General features: G+C 58.1%; 15 protein-coding genes. 10 read left to right on the top strand and 5 right to left on the bottom strand.

The window, feature by feature from the left end; genetic code table 11:
- The first annotated feature begins 153 nt into the window (after window positions 1-153).
- Genes AC1DWG_RS09835 through AC1DWG_RS09825 form a run of 3 tightly spaced genes read left to right on the top strand, consistent with a single transcriptional unit; the run spans window position 154 to window position 3027 of the window.
- Window positions 154-1266 carry a glycosyltransferase family 4 protein gene (locus tag AC1DWG_RS09835; RefSeq protein WP_477762766.1) on the top strand — a complete coding sequence of 371 codons (1113 nt, stop codon included), beginning with the start codon at window positions 154-156 and terminating at the stop codon, window positions 1264-1266.
- A complete protein-coding gene (locus tag AC1DWG_RS09830; protein WP_477752542.1) occupies window positions 1259-2035 on the top strand; it encodes a DUF2334 domain-containing protein in 777 nt (258 codons plus the stop codon). Before AC1DWG_RS09835 ends, AC1DWG_RS09830 begins: the two co-directional genes overlap by 8 nt.
- Complete coding sequence (locus AC1DWG_RS09825; RefSeq protein WP_477762764.1) at window positions 2032-3027, top strand: lysylphosphatidylglycerol synthase transmembrane domain-containing protein; 996 nt, start codon at window positions 2032-2034, stop codon at window positions 3025-3027. Before AC1DWG_RS09830 ends, AC1DWG_RS09825 begins: the two co-directional genes overlap by 4 nt.
- Here AC1DWG_RS09825 and AC1DWG_RS09820 read toward each other — a convergent pair.
- Both AC1DWG_RS09820 and purU read right to left on the bottom strand, forming a co-directional pair.
- On the bottom strand, window positions 3014-3190 hold the full coding sequence (locus AC1DWG_RS09820; RefSeq protein ID WP_477762763.1) for a hypothetical protein: 177 nt from the start codon (window positions 3188-3190) through the stop codon (window positions 3014-3016). The genes AC1DWG_RS09825 and AC1DWG_RS09820 overlap by 14 nt on opposite strands.
- 86 nt (window positions 3191-3276) lie before the next feature.
- The gene (gene purU / locus AC1DWG_RS09815; protein ID WP_007993692.1) at window positions 3277-4125 is read right to left on the bottom strand and encodes a formyltetrahydrofolate deformylase; all 849 of its coding nucleotides are present in this window, start codon (window positions 4123-4125) and stop codon (window positions 3277-3279) included.
- 336 nt (window positions 4126-4461) lie between these two features.
- Here purU and mvaT point away from each other — a divergent pair, with 336 nt between their 5' ends.
- Window positions 4462-4839: a histone-like nucleoid-structuring protein MvaT gene (gene mvaT / locus AC1DWG_RS09810; RefSeq protein ID WP_007933316.1), complete on the top strand. Its 378-nt coding sequence runs from the start codon at window positions 4462-4464 to the stop codon at window positions 4837-4839.
- Between the two features lie 99 nt (window positions 4840-4938).
- Here mvaT and sbcB read toward each other — a convergent pair whose 3' ends face one another.
- On the bottom strand, window positions 4939-6369 hold the full coding sequence (gene sbcB / locus AC1DWG_RS09805; protein WP_477752546.1) for an exodeoxyribonuclease I: 1431 nt from the start codon (window positions 6367-6369) through the stop codon (window positions 4939-4941).
- A 187-nt stretch (window positions 6370-6556) separates the two neighbouring features.
- Between sbcB and AC1DWG_RS09800 the strand changes: the two genes are divergently transcribed.
- The 6 genes from AC1DWG_RS09800 to AC1DWG_RS09775 all read left to right on the top strand — a co-directional run bounded on the left by AC1DWG_RS09800 (window position 6557) and on the right by AC1DWG_RS09775 (window position 13392).
- The gene (locus AC1DWG_RS09800) at window positions 6557-7282 is read left to right on the top strand and encodes an RDD family protein (RefSeq protein WP_477762761.1); all 726 of its coding nucleotides are present in this window, start codon (window positions 6557-6559) and stop codon (window positions 7280-7282) included.
- Complete coding sequence (locus AC1DWG_RS09795; RefSeq protein ID WP_477762760.1) at window positions 7279-8256, top strand: stage II sporulation protein M; 978 nt, start codon at window positions 7279-7281, stop codon at window positions 8254-8256. The genes AC1DWG_RS09800 and AC1DWG_RS09795 overlap by 4 nt, the downstream gene beginning before the upstream one ends.
- A complete protein-coding gene (locus AC1DWG_RS09790) occupies window positions 8243-9787 on the top strand; it encodes a DUF4129 domain-containing protein (protein WP_477762759.1) in 1545 nt (514 codons plus the stop codon). Before AC1DWG_RS09795 ends, AC1DWG_RS09790 begins: the two co-directional genes overlap by 14 nt.
- Window positions 9784-10947 (top strand): DUF4350 domain-containing protein, encoded by a 1164-nt coding sequence (locus AC1DWG_RS09785; protein WP_477762758.1) that lies wholly within the window; start codon window positions 9784-9786, stop codon window positions 10945-10947. Before AC1DWG_RS09790 ends, AC1DWG_RS09785 begins: the two co-directional genes overlap by 4 nt.
- Entirely contained in the window at window positions 10944-11945 is a 1002-nt protein-coding gene (locus AC1DWG_RS09780; RefSeq protein WP_477762757.1) for an AAA family ATPase, read from the top strand. The genes AC1DWG_RS09785 and AC1DWG_RS09780 overlap by 4 nt, the downstream gene beginning before the upstream one ends.
- A gap of 115 nt (window positions 11946-12060) precedes the next feature.
- Complete coding sequence (locus tag AC1DWG_RS09775) at window positions 12061-13392, top strand: DUF58 domain-containing protein (protein ID WP_477762756.1); 1332 nt, start codon at window positions 12061-12063, stop codon at window positions 13390-13392.
- A 44-nt stretch (window positions 13393-13436) separates the two neighbouring features.
- Here the strand turns inward: AC1DWG_RS09775 and AC1DWG_RS09770 are convergent, their stop codons facing one another.
- Both AC1DWG_RS09770 and AC1DWG_RS09765 read right to left on the bottom strand, forming a co-directional pair.
- On the bottom strand, window positions 13437-13994 hold the full coding sequence (locus AC1DWG_RS09770) for a hypothetical protein (protein WP_477762755.1): 558 nt from the start codon (window positions 13992-13994) through the stop codon (window positions 13437-13439).
- A 95-nt stretch (window positions 13995-14089) separates the two neighbouring features.
- On the bottom strand, window positions 14090-17827 hold the full coding sequence (locus tag AC1DWG_RS09765) for a Tc toxin subunit A-related protein (RefSeq protein WP_477787705.1): 3738 nt from the start codon (window positions 17825-17827) through the stop codon (window positions 14090-14092).
- Window positions 17828-17901: the final 74 nt, after the last annotated feature.

The following is a 17901-nucleotide window of genomic DNA, read 5'->3' as shown; positions in this document are numbered from 1 at the left end:
TCCTACAGGGTTTAGCGTGAAGCCTGTAGGAGCTGGCTTGCCAGCGAAGGCCTCGTCTCAACCCTCACTGCCCCCACCCGCACAACTCCAACCGAACATCTATCCTTCATATAGGTCAACCAAGGGAGTACCGGGACTGGAGGATCGTTCATCGTGCATATCGCTGACATCACCATGTTCTACGCCCCTGCCAGCGGTGGCGTACGCACTTATCTGGATGCGAAGCACCGTCGTTTGGGCATCAAACCGGGCATTCGCCACAGTTTGTTGATTCCCGGATCTTCTTTTAGCGAACAGGATGGTATTTATACCGTTCCGGCCCCTGCCCTGCCCTTCGGCAAGGGCTATCGCTTCCCTCTGCGCCTCGCGCCCTGGCGCAATGTCTTGCAGGATTTGCAGCCCGACCTGATCGAAGTCGGCGATCCTTATCTCACGGCCTGGGCGGCGCTGGATGCGCGGCGCCAACTCGATGTGCCGGTCATCGGCTTTTATCACTCGGACCTGCCCCTGCTGGTCAGCAACCGCATGGGCCATTGGGTGACCAACAACGTCGAGGCCTATGTCAGCAAGCTCTACGGCAACTTTGACCGCGTACTGGCGCCCAGTCAGGTCATGGCCGACAAGCTCACCGGGCTTGGAGTCAAGAATGTGTTTGTGCAACCGCTCGGCGTCGACCTGCAAACCTTCAATCCCGATGCCAGAGACCCCGGGCTGCGGGCCGAGTTGGGCCTGGACGAAAACACCCGGTTGCTGATCTTCGCCGGGCGCGGCGCCAAGGAAAAAAACCTGCCGGTGCTGCTCGACTGCATGAAACGCCTGGGCCGACGCTATCACCTGCTGCTGGTTGGTTCGTCGATGCCCACGGCCGTGCCGTCCAACGTGACGGTGATCGACGAGTTCTGCCCGGCCGTACAAGTTGCCCGCCTGATGGCCAGTGCCGATGCACTGTTGCACGCCGGCGATCAGGAAACCTTCGGTCTGGTAATTCTGGAGGCCATGGCCAGCGGTATTCCGGTGGTGGCCGTGGCGGCCGGGGCCTTCAAGGAAATCGTCACCGAGGACTGCGGCCGGCTCTGCGCGCCGAACAATCCCGCCGCGATGGCCACCGCCGTTCGAGAACTGTTCGGGTCGGGCAACACAACGCTGGGCAAACAGGCGCGATTGCATGTCGAACGGCATTACGCCTGGGATACGGTGGTCAACAGCTTGTTGCGCCACTACCACGCCGTGCTTGGCAGCCAATGGCCGCTGACAGCCAATGGTTGAGTCCATGAACAGTCCCGCTTTACTGCTGGTACTGCACGACGTGGCACCGCCAACCTGGGCCGATTATCAGCCGTTCGTCAAAGCTGTCGACGCCTTGGGTGGCGTGCCGATCACCTGGCTGGTGGTCCCGGACTTCCACAAACACAACAACCTGGACGCCCATCCGCAATTTCGCCGCCAGCTCAGTACCAGGCTCGCCCGGGGCGACGAACTGGCGCTGCATGGCTACTTCCACTGCGACGACGGGCCGATGGCCAGCAATCCCCGAGACTGGTTCATGCGTCGGGTGTACACCTACGAAGGCGAGTTTTACCGTTTGTCGCAGGAAGCCGCCCTCGCCCGCCTGCGTTCGGGCATCGAGATGTTCCACCGCCATGACTGGCCGCTGGAGGGGTTCGTCGCCCCTGCCTGGCTGATGAGCCAAGGCACTCGCCAGGCATTGCGCCAATTGCCGTTGAGTTACACCAGCGACTCGCAGCACTTGTACCGGCTGCCGGATTTCACCGCATTCGAGGCGCCAGGGCTGGTCTGGAGTGCGCGCAGTGCCTGGCGCCGGGGCCTATCGAAGCTCGTCAGCGACTGCCGTGAACAACGCTGGCAGCAGGCCCCGGTGATTCGCCTGGGCCTGCACCCGGTGGACATGCGCCATGAGCTCTCGCGCCGATATTGGCTACAAACCCTCGAGCGCCTGCTCGACAACGGACGTGTTCCGATGACCAAGGCCCAGTGGCTGGCGCTGCAGAACGACCAACTGGGGTGCATCGCATGAGTCGCGGACTGCTGTTGCTCGTTGGCCTGCTCGCGGCAGTGCTCATTCCATTACTGTTGGGCGGCAGCGAAACCTGGTCCCGGCTGACCGGTTTTCCGCTACCGTGGTTGCTGATCATGTTCGGCATGATCCTGCTGTGCTGGGGCGTGAACACCCTGCGTCTACGCCTGTTGCTGGGGGATCAATGCGACAAGGTCAGCCGGCTCAGGAGCCTCGGTGTGGTGATTGCCGCCGAATTTGCCTATTGCGCCACACCCGGCGGCAGCGGCGGGCCTCTGACGATCATGGCTTTGCTGGCACGTTACGGCGTACGTCCGGCCAAGGGCACTGCGGTGTTTGCCATGGACCAGATGAGCGACTTGTTGTTTTTCCTTTGTGCCCTGAGCGGGATTCTGATTTACGCCCTGTTCCAACACCTGAGCCAGCGCATGGAATGGATGCTGATGGTCAGCGCCGTTTCGCTGTTCGGCGGTCTGATCAGTTGCGTCTTGGTGGCCCGGTATCACCGTTTATTGATTCGCCTGAGCGGCCGATGGCTCGCCCGAGTCAATGTCAAAGCGGCCACGCGAATGCGCTGGGCGCGCAAGCTCCTGCAGTTTTTGGCGGCGTTTACCGACACGCTGAAATTGCCCGTGCAGACCTTGATCAAGGTATTCGCCCTGACCTGCGTGCATTGGCTCCTGCGCTACAGCGTGCTGTACCTGGCGTTGCGCGGGCTCGGCGCGGATTTGCAGTGGGCCTGGACTTTTCTGATCCAGATGCTGGCACTCAGCGCCGGGCAATTCAGCCTTCTGCCGGGCGGAGCCGGGGCGGCGGAGTTGACATCGGCGGCGTTGCTGGCCCCCATGGTCGGGAAGTCCACGGCGGCGGCCGCGATTCTGATTTGGCGGGCGGTGACGTACTACTTCTATTTGCTGGTCGGTGGGCCGGTGTTTTTGCTGATGCTGGGCCGGCCGCTGCTGATGAAATTGATGAAACTCAGGCAGGCTTAGGTTTGTCCTCGGGCTCTTGCTGCAACTGTTCCCACAACTGCGCGGCGTCAGGAAACTCCGTACCCGTTTCAGGCCCCATGTCCTCCGGGTCGTAGCGGCTCAGGCAACCCTCGCCCAGCGTGGCGGGAGCCTTGGATGTGGCTTTGTCCAGTGGATCGGCCATGGTCATGTCCTCGGTGCAGAAACGGCGAAGGACCTGAAGCGATTGAACGCCCAGACCCTTCGAGTTTCAACTGTGCTGCAGGCCTGTCAGAAGACGACGGTTTTGTTGCCGTGCACCAGCACCCGGTCTTCCAGGTGATAACGCAGGCCACGGGCCAGCACCATCTTCTCGACATCGCGGCCGAAACGCACCATGTCTTCGATGCTGTCGCTGTGGCTGACGCGTACCACGTCCTGCTCGATGATCGGGCCGGCATCCAGCTCTTCGGTCACATAGTGGCAGGTCGCGCCGATCAGCTTCACGCCACGCAGGGAGGCCTGGTGATACGGTTTGGCACCGACGAACGACGGCAGGAAGCTGTGGTGAATGTTGATGACCTTGTGCGCGTATTCGCTGCACAACTCCGGCGGCAGGATTTGCATGTAACGGGCAAGCACCACCACTTCGGCATCGTGCTGTTTGACCAGGCGCGAAACCTCGGCGAAGGCCGGCTGCTTGTCCTGCGGATTGACCGGGACGTGGTAGTACGGGATACCGTGCCACTCCACCATGCTGCGCAAGTCATCATGGTTGGAAATCACGCAGGAAATTTCGCAGTCCAGTTCATCGCTGTGCCAGCGGTGCAGCAAATCGGCCAGGCAGTGCGACTCGCGGCTGGCCATCAGGACCACGCGTTTCTTTTGCTCGGTATCGGTGATGCGCCAGTCCATCGAGAACTCTTCGGCGATCGGGGCAAAGGCTTCACGAAACGCTTCGATACCAAATGGCAGGGAGTCGGCACGGATTTCGTGACGCATGAAGAACCAGCCACTGAGATTGTCCGAGTGATGGCTCGCTTCAGTGATCCAGCCGTTGTGTGATGCCAGAAAGTTACTGACTTTGGCAACGATGCCAACACGGTCCGGGCAAGAAATCACCAGACGAAAAGTGCGCATGAGGGGGAAACTCCAGAACTTCGCAAAGGCCGCCATTCTAGCGATTGCGCAGCAAAACTGCAGTATTGTTGACGTTTCGCCCCGCAGGAAGGTCGGTGCGGCAGGATGGATAGCGCAGATGCCGGTTCGCCCGGATGCTCTAGCGGTGCGGGTCATTTGTTAAATTATGTATATCCGGCAGACCTGGACCACACTAATAAACGCATTACAGATGTGCGCCAAAGACACAGCAATTAAATTAAATAAAGTTGGCTTAAATGTTTACTTGATGAAACACCGTGACTATTATTGCCGCACTGTCACCTGCCATCCAGCGCACAACATAAGGTAGTCCACATGTCCTTGATCAACGAATATCGCGCCACCGAAGAAGCTATCAAAGAGCTGCAAGCCCGTTTGAAGAACCTGTCCCAAGACGACAAACTGCAAACCGAGCTGGAATTCGAAGGCAAACTGCGCACCCTGATGGGTGAATACTCGAAATCCCTGCGCGACATCATCGCGCTGTTGGATCCAGAATCCAAAACCAAGGCACCACGCGGCGGTGCAGTGAAAACTACCGGCACCAAGCGTGCTCGCAAAGTTAAACAATACAAAAACCCGCACAACGGTGAAGTCATCGAAACCAAAGGTGGCAACCACAAGACTCTGAAAGAGTGGAAAGCCAAGTGGGGCGGTGACGTGGTGGAAGGCTGGGCTACCCTGCTGGGCTAAGCTTCAGAGCTTGTCGCAGACGGATCCGTGACAAAAAATAACGCCAGCAAATGCTGGCGTTTTTTATGCCCGGTGTTTTAAGCCCTGGCATGTTCGATTTCAAAGACGCAAACGCTGACGCAATCCCTGGACATAATCCTGCCACTCACTGAGCACCCCCTGCTGAAACGGAGTGGCACTAACGCTCAATTGGGCCGCGGCTTCTACAAAACTTTCAAGGGTATTTGGCGCCCCCCACTCGGGTTCTGACAAACGTTTCTGACAGAATATTCGCCAGCGTTCTTGCTCCTCGGAATTCAACGTGTCGGAAAAGTTACGTGCGCGATATCGAAACAGCAATTCAGGCAAACGTTCGTCATCGAAAGGCCACTGCTCTTGTGCCAATTGCATCGGGTCAACGGTTCTGACTTGCTCACACAATCGCCGATCCCGATCACCGATAAATCCATCATATAACTGTTGCTCCGGATCCTGGCTCTGGGAAAAATCTTCGCGAGCATAGATCGCCAGGACTTTATCCAGCCAAACTTTCCGGGCGTCATTGAGCTGCAACACCCGCTGCTGATACAGCGCCATATCCAGCCCCAGACGCTGCTGATCTTCCTGGCGAAGTACCGACAACGGTGCCACCACCGGGCACTTGTTGATGTGAATCAGCTTCAACGGCACCGGCAACTCACCTTCGGCCAGCTCGTCACGGCGGGTATACAAGCGCTGACGCAAGCTTTCGGCATCCAGATCGAGCAGGCCCTGGGGATCGAGGTGCAGGTCACAGACAATCAGGGCGTTCTTGTTGCGCGGGTGCCAGGCCAGTGGCAACACCACACCCACATAGCTGCGCGCGGCCGAAAATCGCCCGGAAACATGCACCAGCGGTTGCAGCAGGCGTATCTGGTCCATGACTTTTTGCTTGCTGCGCAGTTGAAACAGCCAGTCGTACAGCTTTGGCTGTTTTTCCCGTATCAGGCGCGCCAGGGCGATCGTCGCGCGAACGTCCGACAGCGCTTCGTGGGCATTGCCATGGTCGATGCCGTTGGCAGCGGTCAGGCGTTCAAGCTTGAGCGTGACCCGCCCCTCGTCATCGGTCGGCCAGACCATGCCATCGGGGCGCAAGGCATAAGCGGCGCGCACCACATCAATCAGGTCCCAGCGGCTGTTGCCGCCCTGCCACTCCCGCGCATAGGGGTCGAAAAAGTTTCGGTACAGGCTGTAGCGGGTCATCTCGTCGTCGAAACGCAAGGTGTTATACCCCGCGCCACAGGTGCCGGGCGCGGCCAGCTGCGCATGCACCCGGGTCATGAAATCGGCTTCGCTCAAGCCTTGCGCCTGCAGTTGCCCGGGGGTGATTCCGGTGATGGTGCAGGCGGCCGGATGCGGCAGGATGTCGTCACTGGGCTGACAGTAAAGATTGACCGGCGCGTCGATTTCATTGAGATCGAAGTCGGTGCGCAGGCCGGCCATTTGCAACGGACGGTCGCAACGGGGATTGATGCCAGTGGTTTCGTAGTCGTACCAGAAAATGGAGGTCACGGGCGATTCCTGAACTGAAGATCGGCAAAGTCTAGGCGTTCACCTCCTTCCCCGGCCAGTAGTCTTGTCATTCAAGCACCTTGCGCGACTCAGCATGCAATACATAGTTATGTCGTTTCCCCCCGCATAGGCTGCTAGCATCGGATAGACACAGAATCCCGATCCAGGCCACATCATCAGGTTGCCCATGTTCGAGACCACAGCACTGCCAGGGAATGTGCCGCTGTCACCGCCGCTGGATACGCGGTACCAGGTCGAAACGCCGGAGGGCGTCGACCTGCCACTGCGCCCGGCCGGGTTGATGGTCCGTGCGCTGGCCTTCTCCATCGATCTTGGTTTGCGCGGCCTGGTCCTGGGCTTGCTGTTCATTGCACTGGCGATGCTGGGCAAACTGGGTGCCGGGATCGGGTCGATCCTGCTGTTCGTGGTGAGCTGGTGGTACATGGTGCTGTTCGAGGTACTGAACCACGGCCGCTCGCCGGGCAAGCAATGGATGGGGCTGCGGGTGGTGCACGACGATGGCACCCCGGTTGGCTGGTCCGCGTCGCTGCTGCGAAACCTGTTGCGCGTTGTCGACCTGCTGCCCTTCGGTTACTTCCTCGGGGCCATCAGTTGCCTGCAACATCCCCACTTCAAGCGTCTCGGCGATATCACCGCCGGGACCCTGGTGATCTACCGCGAACAAACGCACGCCCGCCCCGAACTCCCCGAAGCCCAACCCCGCCGCCCGGCCTTTGTCCTGACACTCACCGAGCAAAGGGCCATCATCGGGTTTGCCGAGCGCCAGGGCGAACTCTCCGAAGCGCGGGTCAATGAACTGGCCGCGATCCTCGCCCAACCATTGCAAGTCCAGCCCCCGCAGGCGGTGACCGAACTCAACGGTATCGCCCGCGGCTTTTTGGGGCCGACATGAAGCAAAGCCTTTTTGAAAGCCGGCACAAGGCCGAATGGGAACAGTTCACTCACCTGCTCGAGCAATTGGAGCACGACAGGAAAGCCACCGACGCCGGCAGCTTCCCGAAGGACTACCGACGCCTCTGCCACCACTTGGCACTGGCCCGGGAGCGTGGCTACAGCAGTTTCCTGATCGACTCCCTGCAGCAACAAGTGCTGCGCGGACACCAACAGCTTTACCGTCATCGCAGCCGTTTGGGCGCCAACGTGCTGGCATTCATCCTGGCCGACTTTCCGCGACTGGTGCGCGAACAGTGGCGTTTCGTCCTCGCCGCCAACCTGATGTTCTTTACCAGCCTGGCCGGTTTCGCGCTGCTGGTGTACCTGTACCCGGACCTGGTCTACAACCTGATCCCCGCCGAGCAGGTCAGCGAGATGCAAAGCATGTACGACCCCGTTGCCGGTCACCTCGGGCGCACGACGGAACGAGCCGCCAGTGAGGACTGGGCGATGTTCGGCTACTACATCATGCACAACATCGGCATTGCCTTTCAGACCTTCACCAGCGGTTTGCTGTTCGGCCTGGGCAGCGTGTTTTTCCTGATTTTCAACGGCCTGATGATCGGTGCGGTGGCCGGGCACCTGACCTATGTCGGCTACGGGCAAACCTTCTGGTCATTCGTGATCGGCCATGGAGCATTCGAACTCAGCGCCATTGCCCTGGCCGGTGCCGCCGGCCTGAAGCTGGGCTGGGCGTTGGTCGCCCCGGGGCGCCTGCCACGCGCCGAGGCCTTGCGATTGGCGGCGCGCAAGAGTGTGCTGCTGGTCTGTGGAGTCATGCTGTTTCTGTTGATCGCAGCGTTTATCGAAGCCTATTGGTCGTCAATGAGCGCCCCTTCACACCAGACCAAGTACCTGGTTGGCGCGGCGCTCTGGTTGCTGGTGGTGGTTTATCTCGTGTTTGCCGGACGTCGCCGCCATGCGCCTGAGTGACGCCACTGTGGTGATTCGCCCGCGCTCGACCTGGGAAGCCTTGGACCTCGGCGTGCTCCAGAGCCAGCGCCACCGACGCCTGTTGATGACCAGTTGGGCCATGGTCACCTTGCCCATTTTCGTGCTGCTCAGTTGGGGATTCTGGGATTCGCCCTCTCTCGCCGTGTTCATTTTCTGGTGGCTGAAGCCGGCGTTCGAACGCCTGCCCTTATACATCCTGTCCCAAGCCATGTTCGGTGAAACGCCCACGCTCAAGCAGGCCCTGCGCCAATGGCCACGCCTGCTCAAACCGCAATTGCTGGCCAGCCTGACCTGGCGACGCCTGAGTTTGCCCCGCAGTTTCGTGATGCCGGTGGTGCAACTCGAAGGGCTCAACGGCCAGCAACGGCAGCAGCGTCTACAGGTGCTGTTGCAGCGGGACGCCGGCACCGCACGCTGGCTGACGATCATCGGCGCGCACCTGGAAGGCGCGTTGTGGATCGGCTTGATGGTGCTGTTCTATCTGCTCCTGCCACAGCAGGTCGCGCTCGACTGGAGCTGGCAGTCGCTGATCTCGGCAGCCACCCACGACTGGCTCTGGCTGGAACACCTGACCAACGCCTTTTATGCACTGGTGCTGGTGGTCTGGGAACCGATCTATGTCGCCTGCGGTTTCAGTCTGTACCTGAACCGGCGCACCGTGCTGGAGGCCTGGGATATCGAACTGGTGTTCCGCCGAATGCGCCAACGCCTCGTCAGTGCAGGCGCTGTCCTGTTGATGGCCGTGATTGCGCTGATGTCGCCCAACCACAGCGCATGGGCCACCGAACCGGCCATCTCACCCGACAGCCCGCGCTTGCTGGACCAGCCCCTGACCAGCCAGGCCTCCAGGGACAGCATCAAGTCGATCCTCGAGCAGCCGCCCTTCAAGAACCGGGAAACGGTGACGCGCTACCGCTTTGGCGAAGAGCAACCGAGTCCTGAAGCCGCGGACGATGGCAAGACACTGCAATGGTTGAAGGCGCTGTTGAAGCTGTTCGAGGGGCAACGCTTCGGGGCATTGGCGACCCTGATTGAAATCGTGCTGTGGGGCATCGTCATGGGTGCCGTCGGCCTGTTGATCTGGCGCTATCGCGACTGGTTGCAGGCGTTCGTCAGCCTCCGACCGATCCCCGTCAACAAAGCCACGGGGCTATTACCGCAGCAGGCATTCGGCATGGACCTCAAGCCCGAATCCCTGCCCGCCGACATCGCCGCCCACGCCGAAAGTCTTTGGCAGACTCATCCACGTGAAGCGCTTGGTTTGCTTTATCGTGCCCTGCTCAGCCGTCTGTTGCACGACTTCAACATCGCGCTCAAGTCCGCCGACACTGAAGGCCAAGTGCTTCAGCGTATCGAACTATTACAGCAACCGGCCTTGCTGGCCTATAGCAAAAACCTGACCGGGCACTGGCAAAACATGGCCTACGGTCATCGCCTGCCGCCCGCTCAGGTGCAGCAGGAACTGTGTAACGGCTGGCGCGTTCTGTTCGGCTCGCAGGTTGTCCGTTGAATCGGCGCTGGGGGGCGATAACCGGGGTGTTGATCGCCGTGTTGCTGGCAGCGCTGAGTGTTTATCTGTACCTCAAGGCAACCCCCTACCAGACCGACATCGACCACGGTCCCGCCCCCGAAGCCAGGGCCAACCCATATCTGGCGGCGGAGCTGTTCCTGCGCAAGCAAGGCCTGAGCGTCGACCACGCCAATGGCCTCGACATCCTGCCCAGCCTCGACCCGCATCAACACAGCCTGCTGTTGCTCGCAGAGCGCTACAACATGACCCCACGGCAGATCGACCAGGTGATGAACTGGACCCGGGCCGGCGGGCGGCTTCTGTTCGTCGCCGAAGCGCTGTGGGATGAAAAACGCGGTCATAGCAATGACCTGCTGCTCGATCGGGTGCAACTGCACCAGTCCCTGAGTAAGGACCTCAAGGCAGCGCCACCCAATGTCGGCGCAGATCCGTACCCGGAACTGACCAAGCTCTATCTGGAAAACGAAGACGCCCCGGCCTATGCAGGTTTCGATACCGCGTTCCATCTCGAAGACCCGAAAAACCTCGCCCAGGCCTGGGCCAACAGCGCCGGGGCCACACACATGATGCAGCTCGGTTACGGTCTCGGCTCGATCATCGTGGTCACCGATGCCGACTTGTGGAAAACCCCGGCCATCGACCAGTACGACAATGCCTGGCTGCTCTGGTACCTGACCGCCGACACCCGCGTGACGCTGATCTTCAATACCGATCACGACAGCCTGCCGACCTTGCTGCTGCGTTATTTTCCCCAGGCGCTGGTCGCGTTGTTCGCTTTGATCGGTCTGGGTTTCTGGCACTTCGGTGTGCGTCAGGGGCCATTGCTGGAGCCGGCGCCGAAAGCACGCCGGCAACTGCAGGAGCACCTGCGCGCCAGTGCCGACTTCCTGTTGCGTCACAACGGTCAGGCCGGCCTGCTGCAAGCCTTGCAGCAAGACATCCTGCGGCGCATGCGGCGTCGCCATCCCGGCTTTGAACAACTCGCCGTTGCCGAACAATGGCTAGTGCTCGCGCGCCTGACCGGCCAACCCACACGCGCTATCAGCCAGGCCATGAGCCCGCGACCGAAGCAACGACTTACCAGCGTTGAATTCAGCCGTCAGGTCGCCCATCTGCAATCCTTGAGGAACGCCCTATGAGTCAACCGATCGAGCCCGACGCAGCGAGTCATGCCACTCAACAACGTCAGCGTGCCAGCCACCTGGCCCAGGCCGTACGCCATGAGTTGCAAAAAGCCTTGATCGGCCAGGACAGCGTGATCGACGACGTCCTGACGGCGCTGATCGCCGGCGGCCATGTGCTGCTCGAAGGCGTACCGGGCTTGGGCAAGACCCTGTTGGTGCGCGCCCTCGCTCGCTGCTTCGGCGGTGAATTCGCGCGCATCCAGTTCACCCCGGACTTGATGCCCAGCGATGTCACCGGGCACGCGGTGTACGACATGCAGACTGAGCAATTCAAACTGCGCAAGGGCCCGTTGTTCACCAACCTGCTACTCGCCGACGAGATCAACCGCGCCCCGGCGAAAACCCAGGCGGCGCTGCTCGAAGCCATGCAGGAACGGCAAGTCACCCTCGAAGGTCGTGCTCTGCCCATCGCGCAGCCGTTCATGGTGCTTGCCACGCAAAACCCCATCGAACAGGAAGGTACCTATCCGCTACCGGAAGCCGAACTCGACCGCTTCATGCTCAAGGTACGCATGAATTACCCCGACGCCGACCAGGAGTTGAACATGGTCCGTCAGGTCAGCCGCTCGACCCGGGCCGACATGCTCGATGTCCAACCGATACGTACGTTGTTGCAGGCCAAGGATGTACTGGCCCTGCAACGCATCGCCAGCGACCTGCCGCTGGACGATCAGGTGCTCGATTACGCCGTGCGCCTGGCCCGCTCCACCCGCAACTGGCCCGGCCTGATCCTCGGCGCCGGGCCTCGGGCGTCCATTGCACTGGTGCGATGTGCTAGGGCGCGCGCCTTGTTGCGCGGTGGCGAGTTCGTGATTCCGGATGACATAAAGGGCTGCGCGCTGGCGGTGCTGCGCCATCGCGTACGCATCGCGCCGGAGCTGGATATCGAAGGGCTGGATGTAGATCACGTGCTGCGGCAACTGCTCGACCAAGTGCCGGCGCCTCGGGTTTGAACGTCGTGGCCCGGATAAAAGATCGCAGCCTTCGGCAGCTCCTACGTCGAAGGTGTGCACCTGTAGGCGCTGCCGAAGGCGGCGATCTTTTGATCTGGCTGCACGGTGTTACACCATGAAACCCTCGCGCCTGCTGTTGATCTGGCTGGCACTGCTGCTGGTCATCGGCATCGTGCTCGGTGCATTGCGGGCGCTGGACGTCGCCGTTCCTTCGAGCCTGTTGTCGATCAACTGGGGATTGCTGCTGGCGCTGCTGGCACTGGCAATACTCGACGCCATCCGCCTCCAACGCCTGCCCTCCCCCCGTGTACGACGACAAATGCCCGGTAGCCTGGCGCTGGGTCGCTGGAGCGAAGTGCGACTGGAGGTCGTGCATGACCTCCCCCAACCACTGAACATTCAGATCTTCGATCATGTGCCCAACGGCCTGAGCTTCGAGAACCTTCCCCTGTCGGTCGAACTTCAGCCCGGCCAGCACAGCGAGGTTGGCTATCGCCTGCGCCCGCTCAAGCGCGGTCACTTCAGCTTCGAACGCTGCGAAATCAACCTGCCAAGCCCATTGGGCCTGTGGTCCGGCAAACGTCTGCTCAGCGTGACCGACCACACCCGCGTCTACCCCGACTTCGCCCGCCTCTACGGTGGCCAACTGCTGGCGGTGGACAACTGGCTCAGCCAGCTCGGCGTGCGCCAGCGACAACGACGCGGCCTGGGCCTGGAGTTTCACCAGCTAAGGGAATTTCGCGAAGGCGACAGCCTGCGCCAGATCGACTGGAAGGCCACCGCCCGCCAGCGTACGCCGATTGCCCGGGAGTATCAGGATGAGCGCGATCAACAGATCATTTTCATGCTCGACTGCGGCCGGCACATGCGCAGCCAGGATGATGAGCTGTCGCACTTCGATCACGCCCTCAACGCCTGTTTGTTGCTCAGCTACGTCGCGCTGCGTCAGGGCGACGCGGTGGGCCTGAGTACATTTGCCAGCGAACAGCCGCGCTACCTTGCACCGGTAAAAGGCACCAGCCATCTCAACACACTGCTCAACACGGTCTATGACCTGGAAAGCACTCACCACAGTGTTGATTATCAGGCCGCTGCCAGCCTGTTACTGGCTCGACAGCAGCGCCGGGCGCTGGTGGTCTTGGTGACCAACTTGCGCGTTGAGGACGATGAAGATTTGCTGACCGCCGTCAATCGCATGGGCAAGGCGCACCGGGTGATCGTCGCCAGCCTGAGGGAAGACGTGCTCGACTGTCTGCGCCAGACACCGGTGCAAACCTTGCAGGAGGCTCTGGCCTATTGCGGCACGGTTGATTACCTGAATGCGCGGGCAGAACTCCATGAGCAGTTGAGTGCTCATGGAGTGCAGGTGGTGGATGCCCGACCTGATCAGTTGGGCCCTGCTCTGGTCACACACTACTTGAGTAGAAAAAAAGCAGGATCGATCTAGGGGGCGTTCTCAATTAGTTTTCCCGCCGCGTTGTTGACGGTCATTCAACTCGACGATAAAACACGCAAGCTCCGCGGTTCGTAAACCCTGTCGTCGAGTTGGATAGTTTTTAGTGCAAGAGGGACTAGTTTCACATCCACTTCAACATTTGCCATACGCAGTGCGGCCGTACCGGCTTTTTTAGAACCATGCAACTGCACAGTAAAATCGGTATCCCCCGCCTCAAAAACATCCAGATGATTCAGGTCATAGTGGTTCCAATCGGCAAGCGTCTGATCAGCAGTCTTGCCACTCAGGTCAATAGGGAATTCTTTTCCCTTGCTGGTTATCACTACGACTTTTGAATTCTCGCCGTCGAGATAGTTTTCATACATAAAGGCAATCCGATACGCTACTCCCGTCATCTGAGATTCGGAAAAAGTGACCGTATCTATTTTCTGTTCCACCTTTGCAAGGCTATTCATTGCCAAGTAGTTGCCTACGCTCTCATCTTTCATTATCACTGCGTTTCCCACGCCATCATGCGTCCAGAAGCTCTTCCAGTCTGCGGGAAAGTTGCCGCGTAAAATCAAATTGCGTCCTTTGATATCATCATCGTTCATGATGCATTCACCTCTATCAATCAACAGTTGCGAGGTCGATGAATTCGACCCGGTTGTCAAGCTAACGCCCCAAAGCCCTCAGGGCAGCGCCACCCTCAATCACCCAGTTTGTCCAGAACAGCTTTGGTGTAGGCTGAACCTCCGACCTTCGCCAGGTATCGCACGTGCACAATGATGTCTGTCAGGCTGTCGATCAGTTTGATCTGGTCTGGCGATTTGGGTCGTGGTAATTCGAAGTGCCAATGCGATACCGCTCCTGTTCCTTCAAATGGAAGGTAACGTTCATCACCAAAATTCAGCTGGAACAAACCGTAATCATCCAGACCGTGGCTGATTCCCTGTTGCTGGTTGGGGCGCGGATTCAGAAAAATCCCCGGTGGCGGCATTTCCTCTCCGTCGCCATACAACCAGCCAAGTGAGTCGATATCGGTTTTGTGTACTGTGGTACTGCCGGTTTGCGTCAAAATGGCGTGAACATCCTGATAAGGACCGAGCACCGCGGGCAGAGACAGCGAGACACTCGTGATCTGCCGGCAATAATGGCCGGGATAATCACTGTCGAATAATCTTTGGGAAAAGTTAAATTCAAGTTTGCCATTCTCGAGTTCGGCTATCACTGCTGCCCAGTCTTTCCCTGAGATGAACTCTGCTTTCTCGAACAGATCGCGCAAAGAGATGGTTTTGGTCAGCTCCAGCCGGCGTTCGTTTCGCTCAAGATACATACGCTCCAGACGCAACAGGTCAAGCAACATGGATTCGCCCGCACTCAGGCCATGGTGATGATCCATCCAGACATTAGGGCGAATGACCTGCGTGTCGAAATCGCCCATCTCGTATTGAAAGCTGGCTTGCGCACTCAGGCAAATGCTCACCACGGCGTCGTAAGCCTGGAAGTACAACGTGGCCATCTGGCTCAGCAACCAACGATAGAGTTCAACATTGGTGGACCGGGTTTTGTAAAAGGAAAAAATTTCCTGGGCCTGGTCGTTGGCTTTTTGTGTTTGCGCCAGGCTGGTTCTAGCTGCGTTGAGAGAGTGTTGTTGTGCTGTCAGCTGTTCCTGAAGGACCAGCAACTCACTATTGGCCTGTCCTTCTGCAAAGTCCCATTCTTGTTCTCGACGGGCATAAAAAGCTGTTCGCTGAAGTATTTCTGCCCCTGCATCGAGGATACTGGCACTTGCATGCAGACTGTTACCCGCCGCCTCCAAAGGTCCCGCAGGCTGCATGCCACCATTGGCGAGACCGAAGATTGTCGGTACCAACTTTACAGCGCCTGCCGCAATATTGGGTGCAATGGTAGCGGCACGTAATACCTTGCCACTAACTGACAACAAATCCCCTCCTACTTCCAAAGCCAGAAGTGCACTTCTACTGAGTTCTCTATAGTGTCCCGCCCGCTCTGCAACCATTTTCTGACTTTGTTTAAGCCCCTGCAGCGAGGCCTCCATTTGCTTGATCGTTTCCTCCTGAATGGTCCTGGCATGTGCTCCCAGCGCGATGACATGACTCTGCTGCAGCTCCTCCAACTGCCCACGGTCACGCTGTTCCATCAGCTGACGCACTTCCCGACCAAAGCCGATCAGCGTTTGCACTGCATTTTGTGCCGTGGACAGCAGGGTACGGAATCGATAATGCGGAATAGTCTTCCACCCTCCCGCATTGCGCGTTGCCCCCGATGAACCGCCAGCCTGAGCGCGAAGCAAATCAAGTGGATTCGTCGGCGGAGCATACAGCGCCAGCATCATCGGTTTGCCATCGATGGTCAGGTTATGCCGCATGTTCCACAAGCACTCGTCAATATACTTCCAGGTGTCCAGCAACTGCTCGTTGGTGAATGGACGAAAGACACCCAGCTTCAATATTTCAAAATCGGGTGTGCCCTCGACGCGGGCAGGCAGGTTCGCGACATCGACATCAAGTGTTCCCGCGAACGATTCCAGGGGCGAAACGGTTTCGGCCAGGTCGTCAAGAATGTCTTTGGCTGACTGCGGTTTCCAGTGGCTCATGGCCTTTGCTGTGGGTGCCGGCCCCATCAGTGACAACGCACGCACATATTGCAATTTCGCCGCCGTCAGACTGTCACGGGTCAATCGACGATAAAGCGAGTCGGCATGCGCGATGATGCAACGCACGTAGCCCATGAAAATAGCTTTGCGATAGTGAATCCGATTGGAAAAGGCGATGGCATCAGGGTCAACCAACCCTTTGGCCTCGAAGCTGATACTGCCCTCTTCCAGCAATGGGCGACAAAACCAGAACTGCTCACCGGGAACCGCTTCGCGGTTGCTGTCGGTGCGAATATGCGGGTTGAATATGTATTGATACCAGCGTTGCGACTCATGGTAGTTGCGCTGTTCGCAGAGCCGATGGGCAATCAGGAATGGCAGGTGAAAGAACAGTTCCCAATAAAAAGTGCCGTGGGCACTGTTGAAATCGATGGGAGCCCATTTAATTTCGTCATTTATGCCTTCAACCGGCAATGGTTCTTTTGTGTTCTGAGTAACCCAACTCAGGATGTCATCAATGGAGATAGCCGCTTTGGCTACGAGTTCCGGAGCAAAAAGAGAATTGAGGCGAATCCATTTGAAGTCGGTGATTTTCAACTTTGAAATATCCAGGAACTGTGCCCCGGATTTCTGCTTGCTGATCAGTGGTGCATCACCGAGGGTGACCGCGCCATTTTTCAAATTGTGTTGCAACCAGGTCTCAGCGAACTGGTCAGAAATCAGCAACTTAAAGTTATCGCTGGGACGCAGCGCGTCATCGAATATAGAATTTCTCGCCGCGACAAAATAATCCCATTCTTCATTAAGACCCTTAGTAGCAAAACATATAGCCAGCCTATCATCGCTGCTTTTTTCGCCAACATAGTTCACAACTACCAACTTCGTTGGAGGGTCACCGACCCAATGCTTCAGCTTCTTTTTCCCTAGGCTCGTCGGAGTCGACCATACTCCGTTCGCAGCAAGATAGGAAAGTTTTATCTCAAACTCCCACCAACCATTTACTTTAAAATGACCACCTTCATACTCGATCGTAAAATCGACCATTTCCAAACGCTCAACCTGAACCACCATCAAGCGTCCGGCGAAAAATACTGGGCGCATTTCCACCGTATCCTTCGCCGTTGGTATAGTGATGGGGGCCCACTCGGTCCAGGCCGCAGGGTCAAGAAATTTTCTATCGCCATTTAAATCGACATGGGCTTTGCGCCAGAAATAGCCAAAAGGCTGTACCCTTTGCCGACCAATAAAATAATAGTCGGCATTTTTGAAACTCTGACCCTTTCCAGTTCCCGTACCGTCGATACTATTTATATAGCCCGAAACCAGATCGAGGTTGCACACCTCTTCAAAATTCTTCAAATGCTCAAACAGCGCCGTTTGTACAGCCGCTTCATTGAGCGTACTTTGACCCAGGTTATTCTCCAACTCCTTGAACGAGTCGGACTTTCCAAGACGCAACGTCGGATTCAACCAATTTTCCGGATAATCGAGCAACACCTGATAACCGGCCCAATCACTGACATTGCAATAGCGCTGATGCCAGGCAATTAACTCTTCTTGAGTGAACTCTGTTGCATGACCGGGTTCCAGACCACCGTAGACAGCACCTATATACTGTTGAAGGCAAGCAATGGCTTCAGCCAGCCGCGAAGTATCGGGTTCCTGGCCAACCTGACTGTCCAATAACAAATATTGGTATAAATCATCCAGCGACGTCAGGTTAAGCTCCCTGGCATCAGGATCATTGGGCGCCACTTGCCCCAGATAAAAATCGGCCAAGGCCGAGCAGCGCCTTTCTTCCAATGTACCAATGATGGAGTTATTCATTTTTTAATGCTCCTGAATGCAGCATGCACCCGGCGGTTTCAATAAAAACACCCGTTCAGTATTCAGCAATAAGT

It is taken from the genome of Pseudomonas sp. P4_B3, assembly GCF_056402295.1.
The sequence above is the reverse complement of the archived record's forward strand: the minus strand, read 5'-3'. Positions and strand labels throughout refer to the sequence as shown.